This window comes from Citrobacter sp. CRE-46 (assembly GCF_059615875.1).
This window is the reverse complement of sequence record NZ_CM184341.1, coordinates 4,956,881-4,981,049: the sequence shown is the minus strand read 5'-3', so window position 1 is coordinate 4,981,049 and position 24,169 is coordinate 4,956,881. Positions and strand designations below refer to the sequence as shown.

Annotated in this window: 17 protein-coding genes, 6 tRNA genes, 3 rRNA genes, 2 pseudogenes and 1 riboswitch; of the genes and pseudogenes, 24 read left to right on the top strand and 4 right to left on the bottom strand. The window is 51.7% G+C overall.

The features are described 5' to 3' along the window. The first annotated feature begins 83 nt into the window (after positions 1–83). Positions 84–1,457 (top strand): argininosuccinate lyase, encoded by a 1,374-nt coding sequence (argH, locus tag AC534G_RS24145; RefSeq protein ID WP_087856672.1) that lies wholly within the window; start codon positions 84–86, stop codon positions 1,455–1,457. Positions 1,458–1,755: 298 nt separating this feature from the next. Then, positions 1,756–2,673, top strand: coding sequence for a DNA-binding transcriptional regulator OxyR (oxyR, locus tag AC534G_RS24140; protein ID WP_038636079.1), 918 nt, complete (start codon positions 1,756–1,758; stop codon positions 2,671–2,673). Here the strand turns inward: oxyR and sthA are convergent. Next, the gene (gene sthA / locus AC534G_RS24135) at positions 2,656–4,056 is read right to left on the bottom strand and encodes a Si-specific NAD(P)(+) transhydrogenase (protein WP_032940238.1); all 1,401 of its coding nucleotides are present in this window, start codon (positions 4,054–4,056) and stop codon (positions 2,656–2,658) included. The two genes, oxyR and sthA, sit on opposite strands and share 18 nt — an antisense overlap. Positions 4,057–4,247: 191 nt before the next feature. Between sthA and fabR the strand changes: the two genes are divergently transcribed. After that, positions 4,248–4,883, top strand: coding sequence for an HTH-type transcriptional repressor FabR (gene fabR, locus AC534G_RS24130; RefSeq protein ID WP_003028862.1), 636 nt, complete (start codon positions 4,248–4,250; stop codon positions 4,881–4,883). Between the two features lie 15 nt (positions 4,884–4,898). Next, the gene (locus AC534G_RS24125) at positions 4,899–5,258 is read left to right on the top strand and encodes a YijD family membrane protein (RefSeq protein WP_038636082.1); all 360 of its coding nucleotides are present in this window, start codon (positions 4,899–4,901) and stop codon (positions 5,256–5,258) included. 36 nt (positions 5,259–5,294) lie between these two features. Here AC534G_RS24125 and trmA read toward each other — a convergent pair whose 3' ends face one another. Then, the gene (gene trmA / locus AC534G_RS24120) at positions 5,295–6,395 is read right to left on the bottom strand and encodes a tRNA (uridine(54)-C5)-methyltransferase TrmA (protein WP_110496286.1); all 1,101 of its coding nucleotides are present in this window, start codon (positions 6,393–6,395) and stop codon (positions 5,295–5,297) included. A gap of 115 nt (positions 6,396–6,510) precedes the next feature. Next, positions 6,511–6,697: riboswitch (cobalamin riboswitch) on the top strand. Between the two features lie 65 nt (positions 6,698–6,762). On the opposite strand from trmA, the pseudogene btuB reads away from it, so the two are divergent. The 9 genes and pseudogenes from btuB (at position 6,763) to birA (ending at position 17,314) form a co-directional block, all read left to right on the top strand. Beyond that, positions 6,763–8,606: pseudogene (gene btuB, locus AC534G_RS24115) on the top strand (TonB-dependent vitamin B12 receptor BtuB). Further along, complete coding sequence (gene murI / locus AC534G_RS24110) at positions 8,551–9,402, top strand: glutamate racemase (RefSeq protein WP_110496282.1); 852 nt, start codon at positions 8,551–8,553, stop codon at positions 9,400–9,402. Before btuB ends, murI begins: the two are co-directional and overlap by 56 nt. Before the next feature lie 375 nt (positions 9,403–9,777). Then, positions 9,778–11,317 (top strand): 16S ribosomal RNA (locus AC534G_RS24105). A 71-nt stretch (positions 11,318–11,388) separates the two neighbouring features. Next, positions 11,389–11,465 (top strand) — tRNA-Ile (locus AC534G_RS24100). A gap of 106 nt (positions 11,466–11,571) precedes the next feature. After that, positions 11,572–11,647, top strand: a tRNA-Ala gene (locus AC534G_RS24095). Between the two features lie 198 nt (positions 11,648–11,845). Then, positions 11,846–14,750 (top strand): 23S ribosomal RNA (locus tag AC534G_RS24090). Between the two features lie 97 nt (positions 14,751–14,847). After that, positions 14,848–14,963: ribosomal RNA gene (gene rrf, locus AC534G_RS24085) — 5S ribosomal RNA — on the top strand. The 16S, 23S and 5S rRNA genes sit together here with 2 tRNA genes alongside, the layout of an rRNA operon. A 363-nt stretch (positions 14,964–15,326) precedes the next feature. Next, positions 15,327–16,355, top strand: coding sequence for a UDP-N-acetylmuramate dehydrogenase (murB, locus tag AC534G_RS24080; RefSeq protein WP_110496279.1), 1,029 nt, complete (start codon positions 15,327–15,329; stop codon positions 16,353–16,355). Beyond that, positions 16,352–17,314 carry a bifunctional biotin--[acetyl-CoA-carboxylase] ligase/biotin operon repressor BirA gene (gene birA, locus AC534G_RS24075; RefSeq protein ID WP_038636096.1) on the top strand — a complete coding sequence of 321 codons (963 nt, stop codon included), beginning with the start codon at positions 16,352–16,354 and terminating at the stop codon, positions 17,312–17,314. The genes murB and birA overlap by 4 nt, the downstream gene beginning before the upstream one ends. A gap of 32 nt (positions 17,315–17,346) precedes the next feature. On the opposite strand, the gene coaA is transcribed toward birA, so the two are convergent. Together coaA and AC534G_RS24065 are read right to left on the bottom strand one after the other, a co-directional pair. After that, on the bottom strand, positions 17,347–18,297 hold the full coding sequence (coaA, locus tag AC534G_RS24070; protein WP_032940924.1) for a type I pantothenate kinase: 951 nt from the start codon (positions 18,295–18,297) through the stop codon (positions 17,347–17,349). A gap of 291 nt (positions 18,298–18,588) precedes the next feature. Next, a pseudogene (locus AC534G_RS24065) lies at positions 18,589–18,669 on the bottom strand (hypothetical protein); the annotation flags it as partial. A gap of 19 nt (positions 18,670–18,688) precedes the next feature. Here AC534G_RS24065 and AC534G_RS24060 point away from each other — a divergent pair. From AC534G_RS24060 to rplL, 11 genes are all read left to right on the top strand, one after another. Continuing rightward, positions 18,689–18,764, top strand: a tRNA-Thr gene (locus AC534G_RS24060). Positions 18,765–18,772: 8 nt separating this feature from the next. Beyond that, positions 18,773–18,857: transfer RNA gene (locus AC534G_RS24055), tRNA-Tyr, on the top strand. A gap of 114 nt (positions 18,858–18,971) precedes the next feature. Further along, positions 18,972–19,046 (top strand) — tRNA-Gly (locus tag AC534G_RS24050). A 5-nt stretch (positions 19,047–19,051) separates the two neighbouring features. Next, positions 19,052–19,127 (top strand) — tRNA-Thr (locus AC534G_RS24045). A gap of 118 nt (positions 19,128–19,245) precedes the next feature. Then, entirely contained in the window at positions 19,246–20,430 is a 1,185-nt protein-coding gene (gene tuf, locus AC534G_RS24040) for an elongation factor Tu (protein ID WP_016157942.1), read from the top strand. 230 nt (positions 20,431–20,660) lie between these two features. Then, positions 20,661–21,044 carry a preprotein translocase subunit SecE gene (gene secE, locus AC534G_RS24035; protein ID WP_003033128.1) on the top strand — a complete coding sequence of 128 codons (384 nt, stop codon included), beginning with the start codon at positions 20,661–20,663 and terminating at the stop codon, positions 21,042–21,044. 1 nt (position 21,045) lies between these two features. Beyond that, entirely contained in the window at positions 21,046–21,591 is a 546-nt protein-coding gene (nusG, locus tag AC534G_RS24030; RefSeq protein ID WP_003033125.1) for a transcription termination/antitermination protein NusG, read from the top strand. Positions 21,592–21,748: 157 nt separating this feature from the next. Continuing rightward, entirely contained in the window at positions 21,749–22,177 is a 429-nt protein-coding gene (gene rplK / locus AC534G_RS24025; protein WP_038636105.1) for a 50S ribosomal protein L11, read from the top strand. 3 nt (positions 22,178–22,180) lie between these two features. Further along, complete coding sequence (gene rplA / locus AC534G_RS24020) at positions 22,181–22,888, top strand: 50S ribosomal protein L1 (protein WP_006688358.1); 708 nt, start codon at positions 22,181–22,183, stop codon at positions 22,886–22,888. 293 nt (positions 22,889–23,181) lie between these two features. After that, positions 23,182–23,679, top strand: coding sequence for a 50S ribosomal protein L10 (gene rplJ, locus AC534G_RS24015; RefSeq protein ID WP_005132895.1), 498 nt, complete (start codon positions 23,182–23,184; stop codon positions 23,677–23,679). Between the two features lie 66 nt (positions 23,680–23,745). Continuing rightward, positions 23,746–24,111: a 50S ribosomal protein L7/L12 gene (gene rplL / locus AC534G_RS24010; RefSeq protein ID WP_000028882.1), complete on the top strand. Its 366-nt coding sequence runs from the start codon at positions 23,746–23,748 to the stop codon at positions 24,109–24,111. Positions 24,112–24,169: the final 58 nt, after the last annotated feature.

Sequence of the window (24,169 nt, the reverse complement as noted above, 5' to 3'; positions counted from 1 at the left end):
GGGCCTACGTGAACAGAACCTGCAGGCCGGATAAGCGTAGCGCCATCCGGCATTGAAATTAAAAGAATTTAAGGAAGCATGTTATGGCACTTTGGGGTGGGCGTTTTACACAGGCAGCAGATCAGCGGTTCAAACAGTTCAACGACTCGTTGCGTTTTGACTACCGCCTGGCAGAACAGGATATTGTCGGCTCTGTGGCCTGGTCCAAAGCGTTGGTAACGGTCGGCGTACTGACTGCCGATGAACAGCTGCAACTGGAAGAGGCGCTGAACACGCTGCTGGAAGAGGTTCGTGCCAACCCGCAACAGATCCTGCAAAGCGATGCCGAAGATATTCACAGTTGGGTGGAAGGTAAGCTGATTGATAAAGTCGGCCAGCTTGGTAAAAAACTGCATACCGGGCGTAGCCGTAATGATCAGGTCGCGACCGACCTTAAACTGTGGTGTAAAGACACGGTTATTGAATTACTCTCTGCCAACCGTCAGTTGCAAAGTGCGCTGGTGGTGACGGCGGAGAATAACCAGGACGCCGTTATGCCGGGTTACACCCACCTGCAACGTGCGCAGCCGGTGACGTTTGCTCACTGGTGCCTGGCCTATGTCGAAATGCTGGCGCGTGATGAGAGCCGTCTGCAGGATGCGCTTAAGCGTCTGGACGTCAGTCCTCTGGGCTGCGGCGCGCTGGCGGGTACGGCATATGAAATCGATCGCGAACAACTGGCCGGCTGGCTGGGCTTTGCTTCGGCAACGCGCAACAGTCTGGACAGCGTTTCCGATCGTGACCACGTGCTGGAGTTACTCTCCGACGCTTCTATCGGCATGGTGCACCTGTCGCGTTTTGCTGAAGACCTGATTTTCTTTAATACCGGTGAAGCAGGCTTTGTCGAGCTGTCCGATCGAGTGACCTCTGGTTCATCCCTGATGCCGCAGAAGAAAAACCCGGATGCGCTGGAATTAATCCGTGGTAAATGCGGTCGCGTGCAGGGTGCGTTGACCGGGATGATGATGACCTTAAAAGGCCTACCGCTGGCGTATAACAAAGATATGCAAGAAGACAAAGAAGGGCTGTTCGATGCGCTCGACACCTGGCTGGATTGTCTGCATATGGCCGCGCTGGTACTGGATGGCATTCAGGTGAAACGTCCGCGTTGTCAGGAAGCGGCGCAGCAGGGTTATGCCAACGCCACTGAGCTGGCGGATTATCTGGTAGCGAAAGGCGTGCCGTTCCGCGAAGCGCACCACATTGTGGGCGAAACGGTGGTTGAGGCGATTCGTCAGGGCAAACCGCTGGAATCGTTGTCGCTGACCGACTTACAGAAGTTCAGTCCGGTCATTGGCGATGACGTTTACCCGATCCTTTCTCTACAATCGTGTCTGGACAAACGTGCGGCGAAAGGCGGCGTGTCGCCACAGCAGGTCGCACAGGCGATTGATTACGCGAAGGCGCGTCTGGCGTAACTTTTGTCTTTTTAGGCCTGATAAGCATAGCGCCATCAGGCAAACAGTGATCAGAGCCTGGCATCTCGCCGGGCTTTTTTATGCAAAAAAAATGCGGACGCAAGGTCCGCAAAAGTTCACGTTGGCTTTAGTTATTTCGAGTATGAGAGAAACTCTCTAAACGGACAGTAGCTTCAAGGGTTAAAGGGGTACCGTTCCGTTTCTGTGGTGCATTATTAAACAGAAAGCTTGATAGGGATAATCGTTCGTTGCTATGCTACCTATCGCTACGAACTATCGTGGCGATGGAGGATGAATAATGAATATTCGTGATCTTGAATACCTGGTGGCGCTTGCCGAACATCGTCACTTCCGACGGGCTGCAGACTCCTGCCACGTGAGCCAGCCAACGCTGAGCGGGCAGATCCGTAAGCTGGAAGATGAGCTGGGCGTCATGTTGCTGGAGCGTACGAGTCGCAAGGTGCTGTTCACTCAGGCAGGTCTGCTGCTGGTGGATCAGGCGCGCACCGTGCTGCGCGAGGTCAAAGTGCTCAAGGAGATGGCAAGCCAACAAGGCGAGACGATGTCTGGCCCGCTGCATATTGGTTTGATCCCAACGGTGGGGCCATACCTGCTGCCGCATATTATTCCTATGTTGCACCAGACCTTCCCAAAACTGGAAATGTATCTGCATGAGGCGCAGACGCATCAGCTGTTGGCGCAACTGGATAGCGGTAAGCTCGACTGCGTGATTCTGGCGTTGGTGAAAGAGAGTGAGGCATTCATCGAAGTACCGTTATTTGATGAGCCTATGATGCTGGCGATCTATGAAGATCATCCATGGGCAAACCGTGACTGTGTACCGATGTCCGATCTGGCGGGTGAAAAACTGCTGATGCTGGAAGACGGCCACTGCCTGCGCGATCAGGCCATGGGCTTCTGCTTTGAAGCAGGTGCTGATGAAGATACCCATTTCCGGGCAACCAGTCTGGAAACGCTGCGCAATATGGTGGCGGCAGGTAGCGGTATTACGTTACTGCCTGCGCTGGCTGTTCCGTCGGAGCGCAAGCGTGATGGTGTTGTCTATCTGCCATGCATTAAGCCAGAACCGCGCCGCACGATTGGCCTGGTGTATCGTCCAGGTTCGCCGCTGCGCAGCCGTTATGAACAGCTGGCAGAGGCCATCCGTGGATCAATGGATGGCCATTTCGACAGTGCGTTAAAACAGGCGGTTTAAGCCATTTAGCGCCGCTACCCGATAGGCTTCCGCCATGGTTGGGTAGTTAAAGGTGGTGTTAACGAAGTACTCGATGGTGTTACCACCACCTTTTTGCTCCATTATCGCCTGACCGATGTGAATAATTTCGGCCGCGCGTTCCCCAAAGCAGTGGATCCCCAGAATCTCTTTGGTTTCGCGATGGAACAGAATCTTCAACGTGCCGACACTCATGCCCACGATTTGCGCCCGTGCCAGATGTTTAAACTGGGCGCGGCCAACTTCGTATGGGACTTTCATCGCCGTAAGCTGCTGCTCGGTTTTACCAACGGAGCTGATTTCAGGAATGGTATAAATCCCGGTTGGGATATCTTCGATCAGATGCGCGGTGGCTTCGCCTTTCACCAGTGCCTGGGCGGCAATGCGTCCCTGATCGTAGGCCGCCGATGCCAGACTCGGATAGCCGATCACATCCCCTACGGCATACACGTGCGGCAGTGCCGTCTGGTACATGCTATTCACTTTGAGCTGCCCACGGCTGTCGGTTTTCAGACCAATATTTTCCAGCGCCAGCGAATCGGTATTACCGGTGCGGCCATTGGCGTACAGCAGACAGTCAGCCTTCAGTTTTTTACCGGATTTCAGGTGCATGATGACGCCGTCATCGCAACCTTCAATCTTCTCGTACTCTTCGTTGTGGCGAATAACCACACCGCTGTTCCAGAAGTGGTAAGAGAGCGAGTCGGACATCTCTTGATCAAGGAACGCCAGCAGACGATCGCGGGTGTTGATTAAATCAACTTTGACGTCCATTCCACGGAAGATCGACGCATATTCACAGCCAATAACCCCTGCGCCATAAATCAGAACGTGGCGAGGTTCGTGGTGCAGACTCAGGATGGAGTCGCTGTCATAAATCCGGGGATGCGAAAAGTCGACGTCAACAGGGCGATAAGGGCGTGAACCGCAGGCGATCACGAACTTATCCGCGGTCAGCGTTTCCACCGTGCCGTCGTGGCATTCCAGGGCGATAGTATGTTCGTCAACAAAACGGGCATTTCCCTGCAAAATCTCGCAGTGATTACGCTCGTAAAAACCTTGCCGCATGCGCGTTTGCTGATTAATCACGTTATCAGCATGGTTGAGAATATCGGCGAAGGAAGAACGGAGAAGTCGGGAATGGTCGCTGTAAAGTGGGTTCTGATTGAATTCAATAATACGGCTGACGGCGTGGCGGAGTGCTTTCGACGGGATGGTGCCCCAGTGGGTACAGCCTCCGCCGACGTTATGATAGCGCTCAATCACCGCGACGCGCGCTCCCTGTTTAACCAGACCCATTGCAGCGCCTTCGCCGCCGGGACCGGAACCTATTACTATTGCATCGTAATCGTAGGAATGTGACATGGTCAGGCTTACCTGTTCTTATACATAAAAGCAACAGAATAGTAACATCGTTGTCGGGATAACCCAATTATCGTTGTGCTTTTTTGCGAAGTCGAAGCACAAACTGCGCGTAAACAATCATTAACAAAGCCATGCCAACCGCCTAATCTCTGGTATAGTGCCAGCAAGGTATGTGGAAGGATTCAGACATCGTGATGGGCGTTAGAGCGCAACAAAAAGAGAAAACCCGGCGTTCGCTGGTAGAGGCTGCATTTAGTCAACTCAGTGCTGAGCGTAGTTTTGCCAGTCTCAGTTTACGAGAAGTTGCTCGTGAAGCGGGCATTGCGCCAACCTCGTTTTATCGCCATTTCCGCGATGTGGATGAGCTCGGGCTGACGATGGTGGACGAAAGTGGTCTGATGCTGCGTCAGTTGATGCGTCAGGCGCGTCAGCGTATCGCCAAAGGCGGGAGTGTGATCCGTACCTCGGTCTCAACATTTATGGAATTCATCGGCAACAATCCCAACGCCTTCCGTTTATTATTGCGCGAGCGTTCGGGAACCTCCGCAGCGTTTCGTGCAGCGGTCGCACGTGAAATTCAGCACTTCATTGCGGAACTTGCGGACTATCTGGAACTCGAAAACCATATGCCCCGTGCGTTTACTGAAGCGCAGGCCGAAGCCATGGTAACGATTGTGTTCAGCGCCGGGGCAGAAGCACTGGATGTTGGCGCTGAACAGCGTCGACAGCTGGAAGAGCGGCTGGTATTGCAACTACGCATGATTGCGAAAGGGGCATTTTATTGGTACCGCCGTGAACAAGAGAAGATGACGCACCACTCCGAGTAACGAGAAGGACGAGCAATGAAACAGTCAGGTCAAGATAAAGGTACGCTGCTGCTGGCGCTGGTTGCTGGCTTATCGATCAATGGCACATTTGCGGCGCTGTTTAGCTCCATTGTGCCATTCTCAGTATTCCCGATTATTTCGCTGGTGCTGACGGTTTATTGTCTGCATCAACGCTATCAGAACCGTACCATGCCTGTGGGGCTACCAGGCCTGGCCGCCGCCTGTTTTATTCTCGGTGTTCTGTTGTACAGCACCGTGGTACGCGCTGAATATCCGGATATTGGTTCTAACTTCTTCCCGGCGGTACTGTCGGTGATTCTGGTGTTCTGGATCGGCGTTAAAGTGCGTAATCGTAAGCAGGAAATTGCGGAATAATATTTGTAGGCCGGGCAAGCCCGGCCAGGACATCACTTACTTCGCGGTCAGTAACACGCCACACTCCATATGGTGCGTATACGGGAACTGATCGAACAGAGCCAGACGTGAAACATTGTGCGTCTGGCTTAACGTTTCCAGATTCTTACACAGCGTATCCGGGTTGCAGGAGATGTACAGAATACGCGGATACGCCTGCACCATTTTCTCCGTTTCGCTGTCCAGACCGCTACGCGGTGGGTCAACGAAAATGGTTTCACACTGGTAACTCTTCAGATCGATCCCCTGCAAACGGTTGAACTCGCGAACCCCATTCATCGCCTGAGTAAACTCTTCTGCCGCCATGCGGATAATTTGTACGTTATCAATATGGTTAGCCGCAATGTTGTACTGGGCAGCCGCCACGGATGGTTTGGCGATTTCAGTCGCCAGCACGCGGTTGAAATTTTGCGCCAGCGCTAATGAGAAGTTGCCATTACCGCAGTACAGCTCAAGCAAGTCGCCCTTGGAATCTTTGGTGACATCAATCGCCCATTCCAGCATCTGAATATTCATCGCGGCATTGGGTTGGGTGAAGCTGTTCTCAACCTGGCGGTAGATGATCTCTTTCCCTGCGACCGGCAAGCGTTCGTCAATATAGTCCTGGTCCAGCTCGATTTTGGTTTTGGTAGCCCGGCCAATCAGATGCACGTTCAGGTTTTGCGCACGCAGCGCGTCCCGTAGCGCTTCGGCTTCATGACGCCATTCGTCATCCAGCTTTTTATGGTACAGCATCGAGACCACCGCTTGATCGCTCAGGGTGGTGAGGTAATCAATCTGGAACAGTTTGTGGCGCAGGACACGGTTGTTGCATACCCCTTCAATCATTGCCGTCATCAGCGTGTTGATAAGCTCGCTGGCCGCCGGGAAGCTGTCGACGCGAATACGGCTTTTCGTCTGTTGATCGAACATGATGTGGTACAGGTCATCACCGTCATGCCACAGCCGGAATTCGGCACGCATACGGTAGTGACTGACCGGTGAGCGAAACACTTCCGGAGCCTGTGCATAAAACGGTGTCATTAAGCTCTGCAGACGCACCACTTTTTCAGCTAACTGCGCGTCGTACTGTTCTGTCGGAAGATGTTCGGGGGTCATGATGCGTCCTGAAAAATAAAAGTACGCGGGGATTGTAGGGATTGCTCAACAGATGTCCAGTCATTGATGATTTCCGATATTGTGATACACAGTCTGGACAGTGGGTTGTAACAAACTGTAGCATCCGTTTTCCGGTCCTGTGAGTTAAAAGGGAATCCAGTGTGAATCTGGAGCTGACGCGCAGCGGTAAGGAAGGTAGGAGATGAGCGCACCTGGTGCAGACACTGCGGCTTGCCGTGGGAAGTCATCGTCTCTTTAAGTCGCCTCCAAGCCCGAAGACCTGCCGGCTAACGTCGCATCTGGTTTTCATCATCGCGTACTATCGGTGGGACCTGCGGCATCCTTCTTATATTGTGGATGCTTTACAATGATTAAAAAATCGTTGCTGTGGACGGCGCTTTCCGTCACGGCATTTTCTGGTTGGGCACAGGATGCTAGCCCAGATACTCTCGTCGTCACTGCCAACCGTTTTCAGCAGCCTCGTAGCGCAGTACTTGCTCCTATCACCGTTGTTACGCGTCAGGATATCGACCGCTGGCAATCTACCTCCGTGAATGATGTGCTTCGTCGCTTGCCAGGCGTGGATATCGCCCAATACGGTGGTATGGGACAAAATTCGTCTATTTCTATTCGCGGCACCAACGCCAGCCATGTTCTGGTGCTGATTGACGGTGTGCGTCTGAACCTGGCAGGGGTTAGCGGCGCAGCCGATCTTAGCCAGTTCCCGGTATCGTTGGTACAACGTATTGAGTTGAGTACATTCGTGGGCCGCGTTCGGCTATTTATGGTTCTGATGCGATTGGCGGCGTGGTGAATATCATTACGACACGCGAAAAGCCGGGGACGGAACTGACCGCTGGCGTGGGAAGCAATGGCTACCAGAATTACGATGTCTCAACCCAACAACAGTTAGGTGAAAATACGCGTGTCACGTTGATGGGCGATTATGCCTATACCAAAGGCTTTGATGTCGTGGCTTACGGTAGTACTGGCTCTCAGGCTCAACCCGACAAAGACGGCTTCTTAAGTAAGACGCTATATGGCGCGCTGGAACACAATTTCTCTGACACCTGGAGCGGGTTTGTTCGCGGCTACGGTTATGATAACCGCACGAATTACGATTCGTACTATTCTCCGAACTCACCACTGGTCGATACCCGAAAACTCTATAGCCAAAGCTGGGATGCCGGACTGCGCTTCAATGGTGAAATTATCCAGTCACAGCTGGTTTCCAGCTATAGCCACAGTAAAGACTACAACTATGATCCGGATTATGGCCGCTATGACTCCTCGGCCACGCTGGATGAGATGAAGCAATATAATGTTCAGTGGTCGAACAGTATGGTGGTTGGCCACGGTAATGTGGGCGCGGGCGTAGACTGGCAAAAGCAAACTACGGAGCCTGGCACCGCGTATGTCACGGACGGTTACGACCAGCGTAACACTGGCCTCTATCTCACCGGGTTGCAGCAACTGGGTGACTTTACCTTTGAAGGTGCGGCGCGCAGTGATGATAACTCCGAGTTTGGTCGCCATGGTACATGGCAAACCAGTGCCGGGTGGGAGTTTATTGAAGGTTATCGCTTTATTGCCTCCTACGGTACTTCCTACAAAGCACCAAATCTCGGGCAGTTGCATGGCTATTACGGCAATTCGAATCTGGATCCTGAAGAGAGTAAGCAGTGGGAAGGGGCGTTTGAAGGGCTGACGGCGGATGTGAACTGGCGTTTGTCAGGATATCGCAACGATATCGATAACATGATCGATTACGACCCACATACCGAGAAATACTTTAACGAAGGCAAAGTACGTATTAAAGGTGTCGAAGCGACAGCAAACTTTGATACCGGGCCGCTGGCGCACACCCTGAGCTACGATTACGTTGATGCACGAAATGCGATTACCGATAAACCACTGGCGCGTCGTTCTAAACAGCAGGTGAAGTACCAGCTTAACTGGCAGGTTTATGATTTTGACTGGGGCCTGACCTATCATTATCTGGGAACGCGTTATGACACGGACTTCGTCACCAATCAGCCGGTAAAAATGGGGGGAGTGAGCCTGTGGGATCTGACAGTGGCATATCCAATCACCTCACAGCTGACTGTTCGTGGTAAAATCGCCAACCTGTTCGATAAAGATTACGAGACAGTTTATGGCTACGCAACTGCAGGGCGGGAATACACCTTGTCTGGCAGCTACACCTTCTGATCCACGTCCCACCGTGCTGGTGTTTGATTCCGGCGTCGGTGGGTTGTCGGTCTACAATGAGATCCGCAGTCTCCTGCCGGATCTCCACTATATATACGCTTTTGATAACGTCGCCTTTCCTTATGGTGAGAAGAGCGAGGAATTTATCGTCGAGCGTGTTGTTGAGATTGTGACTGCGGTCCAGCAGCGCTATCCACTCTCTCTTGCGGTCATCGCGTGTAATACCGCAAGCACTGTGTCGCTTCCTGCATTACGTGCGAAATTTGCCTTCCCGGTTGTAGGCGTCGTTCCTGCTATTAAACCGGCGGCGCGACTCACGGCGAATGGCGTTGTGGGACTGCTGGCTACACGTGCAACGGTGAAGCGGCCGTATACCCATGAGTTGATTGCGCGGTTTGCTAACGAATGTCAGATTGCGATGTTGGGGTCTGCCGAGCTGGTAGAACTGGCGGAAGCGAAGCTGCACGGCGAAACGGTCTCTCTGGAGGAGTTGCGCCGCATTCTACGTCCGTGGCTGCGGATGTCGGAACCACCCGACACGGTGGTGCTGGGTTGTACCCATTTCCCTCTATTACAGGAAGAACTTTTACAGGTCCTGCCCGAGGGGACGCGACTGGTGGATTCGGGGGCCGCGATTGCGCGTCGCACGGCCTGGTTATTAGAACATGAAGCGCCCGACGCGAAATCAACCGATGAGAATGTCGCATTCTGTATGGCGATGACGACAGAAGCCGAACAATTATTGCCCGTGCTGCAACGTTATGGCTTCAAAACGCTCGAAAACCTGGCGGTTTAATCGGTTTTGATGAAAAAATACGCACTCGGAAGATTATTTTGAATTTCCCCTTGTCAGCCTGAAATAAGTCCCTATAATGCGCCTCCACTGACACGGAACAACGGATTACACGCCGCCGGGTCAGCGGGGTTCCAGTGAGAATCCCGGAGAGAAAAGCAAAAATAAATGCTTGACTCTGAATGAGGAAAACGTAATATACGGGACCTCGCGACAGAGCGCTAAGGCGCGTCGCAACTGCTCTTTAACAATTTATCAGACAATCTGTGTGGGCACTCGAGGATACGGATTCTTAACGTCGCAAGACGAAAAATGAATACCAAGTCTCTGAGTGAACACGTAATTCATTACGAAGTTTAATTCACGAGCATCAAACTTAAATTGAAGAGTTTGATCATGGCTCAGATTGAACGCTGGCGGCAGGCCTAACACATGCAAGTCGAACGGTAGCACAGAGAGCTTGCTCTCGGGTGACGAGTGGCGGACGGGTGAGTAATGTCTGGGAAACTGCCCGATGGAGGGGGATAACTACTGGAAACGGTAGCTAATACCGCATAATGTCGCAAGACCAAAGAGGGGGACCTTCGGGCCTCTTGCCATCGGATGTGCCCAGATGGGATTAGCTTGTAGGTGGGGTAACGGCTCACCTAGGCGACGATCCCTAGCTGGTCTGAGAGGATGACCAGCCACACTGGAACTGAGACACGGTCCAGACTCCTACGGGAGGCAGCAGTGGGGAATATTGCACAATGGGCGCAAGCCTGATGCAGCCATGCCGCGTGTATGAAGAAGGCCTTCGGGTTGTAAAGTACTTTCAGCGAGGAGGAAGGCGTTGTGGTTAATAACCACAGCGATTGACGTTACTCGCAGAAGAAGCACCGGCTAACTCCGTGCCAGCAGCCGCGGTAATACGGAGGGTGCAAGCGTTAATCGGAATTACTGGGCGTAAAGCGCACGCAGGCGGTCTGTCAAGTCGGATGTGAAATCCCCGGGCTCAACCTGGGAACTGCATCCGAAACTGGCAGGCTAGAGTCTTGTAGAGGGGGGTAGAATTCCAGGTGTAGCGGTGAAATGCGTAGAGATCTGGAGGAATACCGGTGGCGAAGGCGGCCCCCTGGACAAAGACTGACGCTCAGGTGCGAAAGCGTGGGGAGCAAACAGGATTAGATACCCTGGTAGTCCACGCCGTAAACGATGTCGACTTGGAGGTTGTGCCCTTGAGGCGTGGCTTCCGGAGCTAACGCGTTAAGTCGACCGCCTGGGGAGTACGGCCGCAAGGTTAAAACTCAAATGAATTGACGGGGGCCCGCACAAGCGGTGGAGCATGTGGTTTAATTCGATGCAACGCGAAGAACCTTACCTACTCTTGACATCCAGAGAACTTAGCAGAGATGCTTTGGTGCCTTCGGGAACTCTGAGACAGGTGCTGCATGGCTGTCGTCAGCTCGTGTTGTGAAATGTTGGGTTAAGTCCCGCAACGAGCGCAACCCTTATCCTTTGTTGCCAGCGATTCGGTCGGGAACTCAAAGGAGACTGCCAGTGATAAACTGGAGGAAGGTGGGGATGACGTCAAGTCATCATGGCCCTTACGAGTAGGGCTACACACGTGCTACAATGGCATATACAAAGAGAAGCGACCTCGCGAGAGCAAGCGGACCTCATAAAGTATGTCGTAGTCCGGATTGGAGTCTGCAACTCGACTCCATGAAGTCGGAATCGCTAGTAATCGTGGATCAGAATGCCACGGTGAATACGTTCCCGGGCCTTGTACACACCGCCCGTCACACCATGGGAGTGGGTTGCAAAAGAAGTAGGTAGCTTAACCTTCGGGAGGGCGCTTACCACTTTGTGATTCATGACTGGGGTGAAGTCGTAACAAGGTAACCGTAGGGGAACCTGCGGTTGGATCACCTCCTTACCTTAAAGAAACGTTCTTTGCAGTGCTCACACAGATTGTCTGATGAAAATTAGCAGTAAGAAAATCTCTGCAGGCTTGTAGCTCAGGTGGTTAGAGCGCACCCCTGATAAGGGTGAGGTCGGTGGTTCAAGTCCACTCAGGCCTACCAAATTCGCTCCCGTGCTGCGTTGTGAAATAACTCGCATACTGAAGTATGCTTCGTCATTCCACGCCTTGCCCGGAACCGAATTACGGTAATGAGATTTGACGTCGATGGGGCTATAGCTCAGCTGGGAGAGCGCCTGCTTTGCACGCAGGAGGTCTGCGGTTCGATCCCGCATAGCTCCACCATCTTTACTGCAACAACCCAAGAAAACTTCAGAGTGTACCTGAAAAGGTTCACTGCGAAGTTTTGCTCTTTAAAAATCTGGATCAAGCTGAAAATTGAAACGACACACTGTGTCTGTTCTCCGTAATAAGAACAGATAAAAGGTGTGTTCGAGTCTCTCAAATTTTCGCAATCAGAAGTGAAACATCTTCGGGTTGTGAGGTTAAGCGACTAAGCGTACACGGTGGATGCCCTGGCAGTCAGAGGCGATGAAGGACGTGCTAATCTGCGATAAGCGCCGGTAAGGTGATATGAACCGTTATAACCGGCGATTTCCGAATGGGGAAACCCAGTGTGATTCGTCACACTATCGTTAACTGAATACATAGGTTAACGAAGCGAACCGGGGGAACTGAAACATCTAAGTACCCCGAGGAAAAGAAATCAACCGAGATTCCCCCAGTAGCGGCGAGCGAACGGGGAGCAGCCCAGAGTCTGAATCAGCATGTGTGTTAGTGGAACGGTCTGGAAAGTCCGACGGTACAGGGTGATAGTCCCGTACACAAAAACGCATGTGCTGTGAACTCGAAGAGTAGGGCGGGACACGTGGTATCCTGTCTGAATATGGGGGGACCATCCTCCAAGGCTAAATACTCCTGACTGACCGATAGTGAACCAGTACCGTGAGGGAAAGGCGAAAAGAACCCCGGCGAGGGGAGTGAAAAAGAACCTGAAACCGTGTACGTACAAGCAGTGGGAGCACCTTCGGGTGTGACTGCGTACCTTTTGTATAATGGGTCAGCGACTTATATTCTGTAGCAAGGTTAACCGTATAGGGGAGCCGAAGGGAAACCGAGTCTTAACTGGGCGTTAAGTTGCAGGGTATAGACCCGAAACCCGGTGATCTAGCCATGGGCAGGTTGAAGGTTGGGTAACACTAACTGGAGGACCGAACCGACTAATGTTGAAAAATTAGCGGATGACTTGTGGCTGGGGGTGAAAGGCCAATCAAACCGGGAGATAGCTGGTTCTCCCCGAAAGCTATTTAGGTAGCGCCTCGTGAACTCATCTTCGGGGGTAGAGCACTGTTTCGGCTAGGGGGTCATCCCGACTTACCAACCCGATGCAAACTGCGAATACCGAAGAATGTTATCACGGGAGACACACGGCGGGTGCTAACGTCCGTCGTGAAGAGGGAAACAACCCAGACCGCCAGCTAAGGTCCCAAAGTCATGGTTAAGTGGGAAACGATGTGGGAAGGCACAGACAGCCAGGATGTTGGCTTAGAAGCAGCCATCATTTAAAGAAAGCGTAATAGCTCACTGGTCGAGTCGGCCTGCGCGGAAGATGTAACGGGGCTAAACCATGCACCGAAGCTGCGGCAGCGACACTATGTGTTGTTGGGTAGGGGAGCGTTCTGTAAGCCGTTGAAGGTGGCCTGTGAGGGCTGCTGGAGGTATCAGAAGTGCGAATGCTGACATAAGTAACGATAATGCGGGTGAAAAACCCGCACGCCGGAAGACCAAGGGTTCCTGTCCAACGTTAATCGGGGCAGGGTGAGTCGACCCCTAAGGCGAGGCCGAAAGGCGTAGTCGATGGGAAACAGGTTAATATTCCTGTACTTGGTGTTACTGCGAAGGGGGGACGGAGAAGGCTATGTTGGCCGGGCGACGGTTGTCCCGGTTTAAGCATGTAGGCGGAGGTTCCAGGTAAATCCGGTACCTTTTAACGCTGAGGTGTGATGACGAGGCACTACGGTGCTGAAGTGACAAATGCCCTGCTTCCAGGAAAAGCCTCTAAGCATCAGGTAACACGAAATCGTACCCCAAACCGACACAGGTGGTCAGGTAGAGAATACCAAGGCGCTTGAGAGAACTCGGGTGAAGGAACTAGGCAAAATGGTGCCGTAACTTCGGGAGAAGGCACGCTGATAGGTAGGTGAAGTGATTTACTCATGGAGCTGAAATCAGTCGAAGATACCAGCTGGCTGCAACTGTTTATTAAAAACACAGCACTGTGCAAACACGAAAGTGGACGTATACGGTGTGACGCCTGCCCGGTGCCGGAAGGTTAATTGATGGGGTTATCCGTAAGGAGAAGCTCTTGATCGAAGCCCCGGTAAACGGCGGCCGTAACTATAACGGTCCTAAGGTAGCGAAATTCCTTGTCGGGTAAGTTCCGACCTGCACGAATGGCGTAATGATGGCCAGGCTGTCTCCACCCGAGACTCAGTGAAATTGAACTCGCTGTGAAGATGCAGTGTACCCGCGGCAAGACGGAAAGACCCCGTGAACCTTTACTATAGCTTGACACTGAACACTGGTCCTTGATGTGTAGGATAGGTGGGAGGCTTTGAAGTGTGGACGCCAGTCTGCATGGAGCCGTCCTTGAAATACCACCCTTTAATGGCTGGTGTTCTAACGTGGGCCCGTAATCCGGGTTGCGGACAGTGTCTGGTGGGTAGTTTGACTGGGGCGGTCTCCTCCCAAAGAGTAACGGAGGAGCACGAAGGTTAGCTAATCCTGGTCGGACATCAGGAGGTTAGTGCAAAGGCATAAGCTAGCTTGACTGCGAGAGTGACGGCTCGAGCAGGTGCGAAAGCAGGTCTTAGTGATCCGGTGGTTCTGAATGGAAGGGCCATCGCTCAACGGATAAAAGGTACTCCGGGGATAACAGGCTGATACCGCCCAAGAGTTCATATCGACGGCGGTGTTTGGCACCTCGATGTCGGCTCATCACATCCTGGGGCTGAAGTAGGTCCCAAGGGTATGGCTGTTCGCCATTTAAAGTGGTACGCGAGCTGGGTTTAGAACGTCGTGAGACAGTTCGGTCCCTATCTGCCGTGGGCGCTGGAGAATTGAGGGGGGCTGCTCCTAGTACGAGAGGACCGGAGTGGACGCATCACTGGTGTTCGGGTTGTCATGCCAATGGCACTGCCCGGTAGCTAAATGCGGAAGAGATAAGTGCTGAAAGCATCTAAGCACGAAACTTGCCCCGAGATGAGTTCTCCCTGAGACCTAGAGTCTCCTGAAGGAACGTTGAAGACGACGACGTTGATAGGTCGGGTGTGTAAGTGTAGCGATACATTGAGCTAACCGATACTAATGAACCGTGAGGCTTAACCTTACAACGCCGAAGGTGTTTTGGCGAAAGACAGACATCAGTTTCAGCTTGATTACAGATGACATTAACCGGCGAAAAGCGGGTTAATAAACAGAATTTGCCTGGCGGCTGTAGCGCGGTGGTCCCACCTGACCCCATGCCGAACTCAGAAGTGAAACGCCGTAGCGCCGATGGTAGTGTGGGGTCTCCCCATGCGAGAGTAGGGAACTGCCAGGCATCAAATAAAAGCGGAAGGCCCGGTCGAAAGACCGGGCCTTTTGTTTTATCTGTTGTCTGTCGGTGAGGGCTCTCCTGAGGAGGACAAATCCGCCGGGAGCGGATTTGAACGTTGCGCCGCAACGGCCCGGAGGGTGGCGGGCAGGACGCCCGCCATAAACTGCCAGGCATCAAATAAAGTGAAGAAGCCCATCCTGCCGGATGGGCTTTTTTGCGTCTGTGTGAAATGAAACCTGCCGGATGCGGCATCCCGCCTTATCCGGCCTGCCAAAGCGCATCAGGCAACCCCCTTGCCTCCATAAGACAAGCCATCCTGCGGCATATGCGGTAAACTAAGCGCGATTTTGCATCAGGAAAGCGTCTATGAATCACTCCCTTAAAGCCTGGAACACCTTCGGTATCGATCAACAAGCTAATGAGCTTGTCTGCGCCGAAAATGAGCAACAACTGCTGAATGCCTGGCAATCAGCGAATGCATCACATCATCCAGTACTGATCCTGGGCGAGGGGAGTAACGTCCTGTTTCTCGATACCTTCCATGGAACGGTGATCGTCAATCGAATCAAGGGCATTGAGCTCACAGAACAACCTGAGGCGTGGCACCTGCACGTCGGTGCCGGTGAGAACTGGCATCATCTGGTACAGCACACGCTGCAAGAAGGTATGCCTGGACTGGAAAATCTGGCACTCATTCCCGGATGTGTCGGTTCATCGCCCATTCAGAATATTGGCGCTTATGGTGTGGAGCTGCAGCGTGTCTGTGAATATGTGGACTGCGTTGAACTGTCAACCGGCAAACATCTGCGCGTCAGCGCCGCGGAATGCCGTTTTGGTTACCGTGACAGCATCTTCAAGCATGAATATCAGGATCGTTTCGCAATTGTTGCCGTTGGTTTGCGCTTGCCTAAACAGTGGCAGCCCGTTCTCACTTACGGTGACCTGACGCGTCTGGATCCTACAACCGTGACGCCTCAGCAGGTTTTTGATTCTGTCTGTCATATGCGCACAACAAAGCTGCCTGACCCGAAAGTTAACGGTAATGCCGGTAGCTTCTTTAAAAACCCGGTTGTTACAGCGCACGTTGCGCAGGAACTGTTGGCCAAATTCCCGACTGCGCCTCATTACCCGCAGGTAGATGGTTCAGTAAAACTGGCTGCCGGCTGGCTTATCGATCAATGCCAGCTAAAAGGCATGCGTATTGGTGGGGCAGCGGTACATCAGCAGCAAGCACTGGTACTGATTAATGCAGACCGTGCGACCAGTCAGGATGTGGTACAACTAGCGCATCATGTACGCCAAAAAGTCGGTGAGAAATTCAATGTCTGGCTCGAACCCGAGGTCAGATTTATTGGCCCACAGGGTGAAGTGAATGCTGTGGAGATCATCGCATGAAAGATAATACCGTCCCCCTGACGCTTATTTCCTTGTTAGCCGACGGCGAATTTCATTCTGGTGAGCAGCTTGGTGAACAGCTGGGAATGAGCCGTGCGGCAATCAATAAGCATGTTCAGACGCTACGCGACTGGGGCGTTGATGTCTTTACTGTTCCCGGTAAAGGATACAGCTTACCTGAGCCTATCCAGTTATTAGACTCATCACTGATTCATTCTCAGTTGGATGGAGGGAATATCACGGTTCTGCCGGTTATCGACTCAACCAACCAGTACCTGATGGACCGTATTGGTCAACTGGAGTCAGGGGATGCCTGCGTCGCTGAGTATCAGCAGGCCGGCCGTGGTCGTCGCGGACGTAAGTGGTTCTCACCGTTTGGCGCCAATCTGTATCTCTCAATGTTCTGGCGACTGGAGCAAGGACCGGCAGCCGCAATTGGTCTGAGTCTGGTGATTGGTATTGTCATGGCGGAGGTTTTACGCGATCTGGGGGCGGATAAAGTTCGCGTGAAATGGCCGAACGATCTCTATCTGCTCGATCGTAAACTGGCCGGAATTCTGGTTGAACTCACTGGTAAGACGGGCGATGCCGCGCAAATTGTTATCGGTGCGGGTATTAATATGTCCATGCGCCGGGTAGAAGAGAATGTCGTTAATCAGGGCTGGATTAATCTCCAGGAAGCGGGAATTAACATTGACCGCAATACCCTTGCTGCCCGACTAATCCGCGAGCTGCGCGCTGCGTTGGTATTGTTTGAGCATGAGGGCTTAGCGCCGTATTTGTCCCGCTGGAAGACGCTGGACAACTTTATCGACCGCCCGGTAAAACTCATTATTGGCGATAAAGAAATATTTGGGATATCTCGTGGAATAGATGCACAAGGTGCATTATTGCTCGAACAAAATGGCGTGATAAAACCCTGGATGGGCGGAGAAATATCGCTCAGAAGCGCTGAATAATAACAAGGGGAGCTGCGGCTCCCCTTATTAATTTATTTGCGTAGTCTGACCTCTTCAACAGCATGATTAGCGCTTTTGGTCATGATTAAGCTGGCACGCTCACGCGTTGGTAAAATATTTTGTTTTAAATTCAGCCAGTTAATCTCTTTCCATAACGAAGTGGCCGTGTTGATTGCCTCGTCTTCCGACAATTTCGCATAATTATGGAAATAAGAGTCTGGGTTGGTAAATGCCCCTTCGCGGAATTTCAGGAAGCGGTTGATATACCACGTCTGGAGTAATTCCTCTGGCGCATCAACATAAATAGAAAAGTCGACAAAATCAGAAACAAATACATGATGCGGATCGTGAGGATAATCCATCCCGCTCTGTAATACATTAAGCCCTTCAAGTATTAATATGTCGGGTTGGGCAACAGTTTTGTCGCCATCAGGGATCACATCATAGATAAGATGGGAGTATACCGGTGCCGTGACGTTGGGTACGCCTGACTTCAAATCGGAAACGAATTTAACCAGGCGGTGCATATCATAGGACTGAGGGAAGCCTTTCTTCTTCATGAGTCCACGATCTTTCAACACCTGATTGGGATGAAGAAAACCGTCGGTCGTAATCAATTCAACCTTACGATGCTCAGGCCAGCGACTCAACAGTGCCTGCAAAACACGTGCTGTGGTGCTTTTGCCAACGGCGACGCTGCCAGCAATGCTGATAATATAAGGAATACGCTCGCCGTTAGTGCCTAAAAATTGCTCCAGCACCGCCTGACGTCGCAGGTTCGAACTGATGTAAAAATTTAGCAAACGCGATAGAGGCAAATAAATTTCGGCAACTTCTTCCAGCGACAAGTCTTCGTTAATGCCTTTCAGACGAGCAATCTCTTCCTCGGTCAGGGTCATTGGCACGGAATCACGAAGCGCAGCCCACTGGTTGCGATCAAACTGTAGGTAAGGCGACGTTAACGCTTGCTCTTTTATACTCATACGCATGGTCTGGCTGTCATTGCTATATCAGGTCTGCGGTAAAAAAACGAAATCATCCCCGGCACGCAATGGCACGCACATTTCAGTTAATTTGGACAATGGGCAGGAGGGTAACACCAGATGAGGGGGAATAATAAGAAAAAATCATCCCCTGAAAAGCAATGTGACGGCTATTCCAGATGTATAAAGAGGTACTTTCTCTCTATGGATAAGTGCATGGCGGCGAAAAACTTGCCTTTGGAAGGGCGCGCGCCGTTGGAAATTCGTCCAATCATACGAAGAAATAGATTATTTATCGGACGTATAGTGCAAAATGTGAGCGATAGAACATTTTATGCAATTTTTTAGTTGCATGAGTGCGCAGGTCTCCATAAAATGCGCGCTACTTGATGCCGACTTAGCTCAGTAGGTAGAGCAACTGACTTGTAATCAGTAGGTCACCAGTTCGATTCCGGTAGTCGGCACCATCAAGTCCGGTGGGGTTCCCGAGCGGCCAAAGGGAGCAGACTGTAAATCTGCCGTCACAGACTTCGAAGGTTCGAATCCTTCCCCCACCACCACTTTCTGGCAGCGTTATCGCCGCCTGAGTTGGTTAAAAAATTAATCAGCTCGAACATAAAAGAGAGAAATCTCTTTTTTGTTACAGAAAGAACTGGGTAGCCGAGTTTCAGGATGCGGGCATCGTATAATGGCTATTACCTCAGCCTTCCAAGCTGATGATGCGGGTTCGATTCCCGCTGCCCGCTCCAGACGTGCTGATATGGCTCAGTTGGTAGAGCGCACCCTTGGTAAGGGTGAGGTCCCCAGTTCGACTCTGGGTATCAGCACCACTTCACTTCTCCTTCCCGTTTCTCTCTGTTTACTTTTAAAAGCATTCAACAGCTCAGGTATATTGCCTGGTTGATGTGGTGATATCACCGATTTATCCGTGTCTTAGAGGGACAATCGATGTCTAAAGAAAAATTTGAACGTACTAAACCGCACGTTAACGTCGGTACTATCGGCCACGTTGACCATGGTAAAACAACGCTGACCGCTGCAATCACTACCGTACTGGCTAAAACCTACGGCGGTGCTGCTCGTGCATTCGACCAGATCGATAACGCGCCGGAAGAAAAAGCTCGTGGTATCACCATCAACACTTCTCACGTTGAATATGACACCCCGACTCGCCACTACGCACACGTAGACTGCCCGGGCCACGCCGACTATGTTAAAAACATGATCACCGGTGCTGCGCAGATGGACGGCGCGATCCTGGTTGTTGCTGCGACTGACGGCCCGATGCCGCAGACTCGTGAGCACATCCTGCTGGGTCGTCAGGTAGGCGTTCCGTACATCATCGTGTTCCTGAACAAATGCGACATGGTTGATGACGAAGAGCTGCTGGAACTGGTAGAAATGGAAGTTCGTGAACTTCTGTCTCAGTACGATTTCCCGGGCGACGACACTCCGATCGTTCGTGGTTCTGCTCTGAAAGCGCTGGAAGGCGAAGCAGAGTGGGAAGCGAAAATCATCGAACTGGCTGGCTTCCTGGACTCTTACATCCCGGAACCAGAGCGTGCGATTGACAAGCCGTTCCTGCTGCCTATCGAAGACGTATTCTCCATCTCCGGTCGTGGTACCGTTGTTACCGGTCGTGTAGAGCGCGGTATCATCAAAGTTGGCGAAGAAGTTGAAATCGTTGGTATCAAAGACACCGCTAAGTCTACCTGTACTGGCGTTGAAATGTTCCGCAAACTGCTGGACGAAGGCCGTGCTGGTGAGAACGTTGGTGTTCTGCTGCGTGGTATCAAACGTGAAGAAATCGAACGTGGTCAGGTACTGGCTAAGCCGGGCTCTATCAAGCCGCACACCAAGTTCGAATCTGAAGTGTACATCCTGTCCAAAGACGAAGGCGGCCGTCATACTCCGTTCTTCAAAGGCTACCGTCCGCAGTTCTACTTCCGTACTACTGACGTGACTGGCACCATCGAACTGCCGGAAGGCGTAGAGATGGTAATGCCGGGCGACAACATCAAAATGGTTGTTACCCTGATCCACCCGATCGCGATGGACGACGGTCTGCGTTTCGCAATCCGTGAAGGCGGCCGTACTGTAGGTGCGGGCGTTGTTGCCAAAGTAATGAGCTAATTGCCGAATAACATTTGACGCAATGCGCAATAAAAGGGCATCATTTGATGCCCTTTTTGCACGCTTTCACACCAGAACCTGGCTCATCAGTGATTTTTTTTGTCATAATCATTGCTGAGACAGGCTCTGAAGAGGGCGTTTAGTCCGAAACGCACCAGAGCATTTCGGTTTGGATCGCCTCGCTTACGCGGGGTGAAAATGTTTGTAGAATACTTCTGACAGGTTGGTTTATGAGTGCGAATACCGAAGCTCAAGGAAGCGGGCGCGGCCTGGAAGCGATGAAGTGGGTTGTTGTCGCTGTATTGCTGCTTGTAGCTATCGTTGGCAATTACCTTTATCGTGACATGATGCTGCCGCTGCGTGCGCTGGCCGTAGTGATTCTGATTGCCGCAGCGGGTGGTGTCGCGCTGTTGACAACAAAAGGTAAAGCGACCGTTGCTTTTGCCCGTGAAGCGAGAACCGAAGTCCGTAAGGTCATTTGGCCAACTCGCCAGGAAACATTGCACACCACATTAATTGTGGCTGCGGTTACCGCAGTAATGTCACTGATCCTGTGGGGACTGGATGGTATTCTGGTTCGCCTGGTATCCTTTATCACTGGCCTGAGGTTCTAAGATGTCTGAAGCCCCTAAAAAGCGCTGGTACGTCGTTCAGGCGTTTTCCGGTTTTGAAGGCCGCGTTGCCACGTCGCTGCGCGAATATATCAAGTTACAAAATATGGAAGAGCTGTTTGGCGAAGTCATGGTGCCGACAGAAGAAGTGGTCGAGATCCGTGGTGGCCAGCGTCGCAAGAGCGAACGTAAATTCTTCCCGGGCTATGTACTGGTCCAGATGGTCATGAATGATGCGAGCTGGCACCTGGTGCGCAGCGTTCCGCGTGTGATGGGCTTTATCGGCGGTACTTCTGACCGTCCGGCGCCAATCAGCGACAAAGAAGTTGATGCGATCATGAACCGTCTGCAGCAGGTTGGTGATAAGCCGCGTCCGAAAACGATGTTTGAGCCGGGCGAAATGGTTCGCGTTAGCGATGGTCCGTTTGCTGACTTTAACGGCGTAGTTGAAGAAGTGGACTACGAGAAGTCTCGTCTGAAAGTTTCTGTATCTATCTTCGGTCGTGCGACTCCGGTTGAACTGGACTTCGCCCAGGTTGAGAAAGCCTAACACGTCGATCAAAAAAGCGGCGATTTAATCGTTGCACAAGGCGCGAGATTGGAATACAATTTCGCGCCTTTTGTTTTTATGGACTCTGTCCGTAAAACGAATTTAAAAACACGGGGAGCCTCTTTGAGGCGCTATAACCCAACTAGAGGAATTTAGAATGGCTAAGAAAGTCCAAGCCTATGTCAAGCTGCAGGTTGCAGCTGGTATGGCTAACCCGAGTCCGCCGGTAGGTCCAGCACTGGGTCAACAAGGCGTGAACATCATGGAATTCTGCAAAGCGTTCAACGCAAAAACTGATTCCATTGAAAAAGGTCTGCCGATCCCGGTTGTTATCACCGTTTACGCTGACCGTTCTTTCACTTTCGTTACCAAAACGCCTCCGGCAGCAGTACTGCTGAAGAAAGCGGCTGGTATCAAGTCTGGTTCCGGCAAGCCGAACAAAGACAAAGTGGGTAAAATTTCCCGCGCTCAGCTGCAGGAAATCGCGCAGACCAAAGCTGCCGACATGACTGGTTCCGACATTGAAGCGATGACTCGCTCCATTGAAGGTACTGCACGTTCCATGGGCCTGGTAGTGGAGGACTAAGAAATGGCTAAACTGACCAAGCGTATGCGCGTGATCCGTGACAAAGTTGATGCAACTAAACAGTACGACATCAACGAAGCTATTGCTCTGCTGAAAGAGCTGGCCACTGCTAAATTCGTAGAAAGCGTGGACGTTGCCGTTAACCTCGGCATCGACGCTCGTAAATCTGACCAGAACGTACGTGGTGCAACTGTACTGCCGCACGGTACTGGCCGTTCTGTTCGCGTAGCCGTATTTACCCAGGGTGCAAACGCTGAAGCTGCTAAAGCTGCAGGCGCTGAACTGGTAGGTATGGAAGATCTGGCTGACCAGATCAAGAAAGGCGAAATGAACTTTGACGTTGTTATTGCTTCTCCGGATGCAATGCGCGTTGTTGGCCAGTTGGGTCAGGTTCTGGGTCCGCGCGGCCTGATGCCAAACCCGAAAGTTGGTACCGTAACTCCGAACGTTGCTGAAGCGGTTAAGAACGCTAAAGCTGGCCAGGTTCGTTACCGTAACGACAAAAACGGCATCATCCACACCACCATCGGTAAAGTGGATTTTGACGCTGACAAACTGAAAGAAAACCTGGAAGCTCTGCTGGTTGCGCTGAAAAAAGCAAAACCGACTCAGGCAAAAGGCGTGTACATCAAGAAAGTTAGCATCTCCACCACCATGGGTGCTGGTGTTGCCGTTGATCAGGCTGGTCTGAGCGCGTCTGCGAACGTCTAAGATTAGCTTTACGTGGGCGGCGAATTTGTCTACAATCTTCGCCCACGATTCTATTAGCTTCGGCCGATAGACAACAGATTTGTTCGTTGGAGCCTGGCCTATCCAGGCCTCCGTCGAAGACCGCAGGTGTTTCGCAAGAAACTTAATGCCCTGCGTAGACGGTGACAGAACGCTAAGATTATTTCTGATACTCTGGCTTGTTTCTGCTCACCGTATTTAGACGCTCTCTCCGTTGGGGGGAGTGAAGTGAGTTCCGGAACATGAGTTCCGGCAAACATCCAGGAGCAAAGCTAATGGCTTTAAATCTTCAAGACAAACAAGCGATTGTTGCTGAAGTCAGCGAAGTAGCCAAAGGCGCGCTGTCTGCAGTAGTTGCGGATTCCCGTGGCGTAACTGTAGATAAAATGACTGAACTGCGTAAAGCAGGTCGTGAAGCTGGCGTATACATGCGTGTTGTTCGTAACACCCTGCTGCGCCGCGTCGTTGAAGGTACTCAGTTCGAGTGCCTGAAAGACACGTTTGTTGGTCCGACCCTGATTGCATACTCTATGGAACACCCGGGCGCCGCTGCTCGTCTGTTCAAAGAGTTCGCGAAAGCGAATGCAAAATTTGAGGTCAAAGCCGCAGCCTTTGAAGGTGAGTTGATTACCGCATCGAATATCGATCGCCTGGCAACTCTGCCGACCTACGAAGAAGCAATTGCACGCCTGATGGCAACCATGAAAGAAGCTTCGGCTGGCAAACTGGTTCGTACTCTGGCTGCTGTACGCGATGCGAAAGAAGCTGCTTAATTGCAGTTACCTTTCTCAAGCATCTGCTTACGTATAAACTTATTCTGATTTTCAGGAACAATTTAAATGTCTATCACTAAAGATCAAATCATTGAAGCAGTATCCGCTATGTCCGTAATGGACGTTGTAGAACTGATTTCTGCAATGGAAGAAAAATTCGGTGTTTCCGCTGCTGCTGCTGTAGCTGTAGCTGCTGGCCCGGCTGAAGCTGCTGAAGAAAAAACTGAATTCGACGTAATTCTGAAAGCTGCTGGCGCTAACAAAGTTGCTGTTATCAAAGCAGTACGTGGCGCAACTGGCCTGGGTCTGAAAGAAGCTAAAGACCTGGTAGAATCTGCACCGGCTGCGCTGAAAGAAGGCGTGAGCAAAGACGACGCAGAAGCACTGAAAAAATCTCTGGAAGAAGCTGGCGCTGAAGTTGAAGTTAAATAAGCCAACTTTTCTGGTTGCAGCCTAAGAAATTAGGCTGATGGCTGGTGACTTTTTAGTC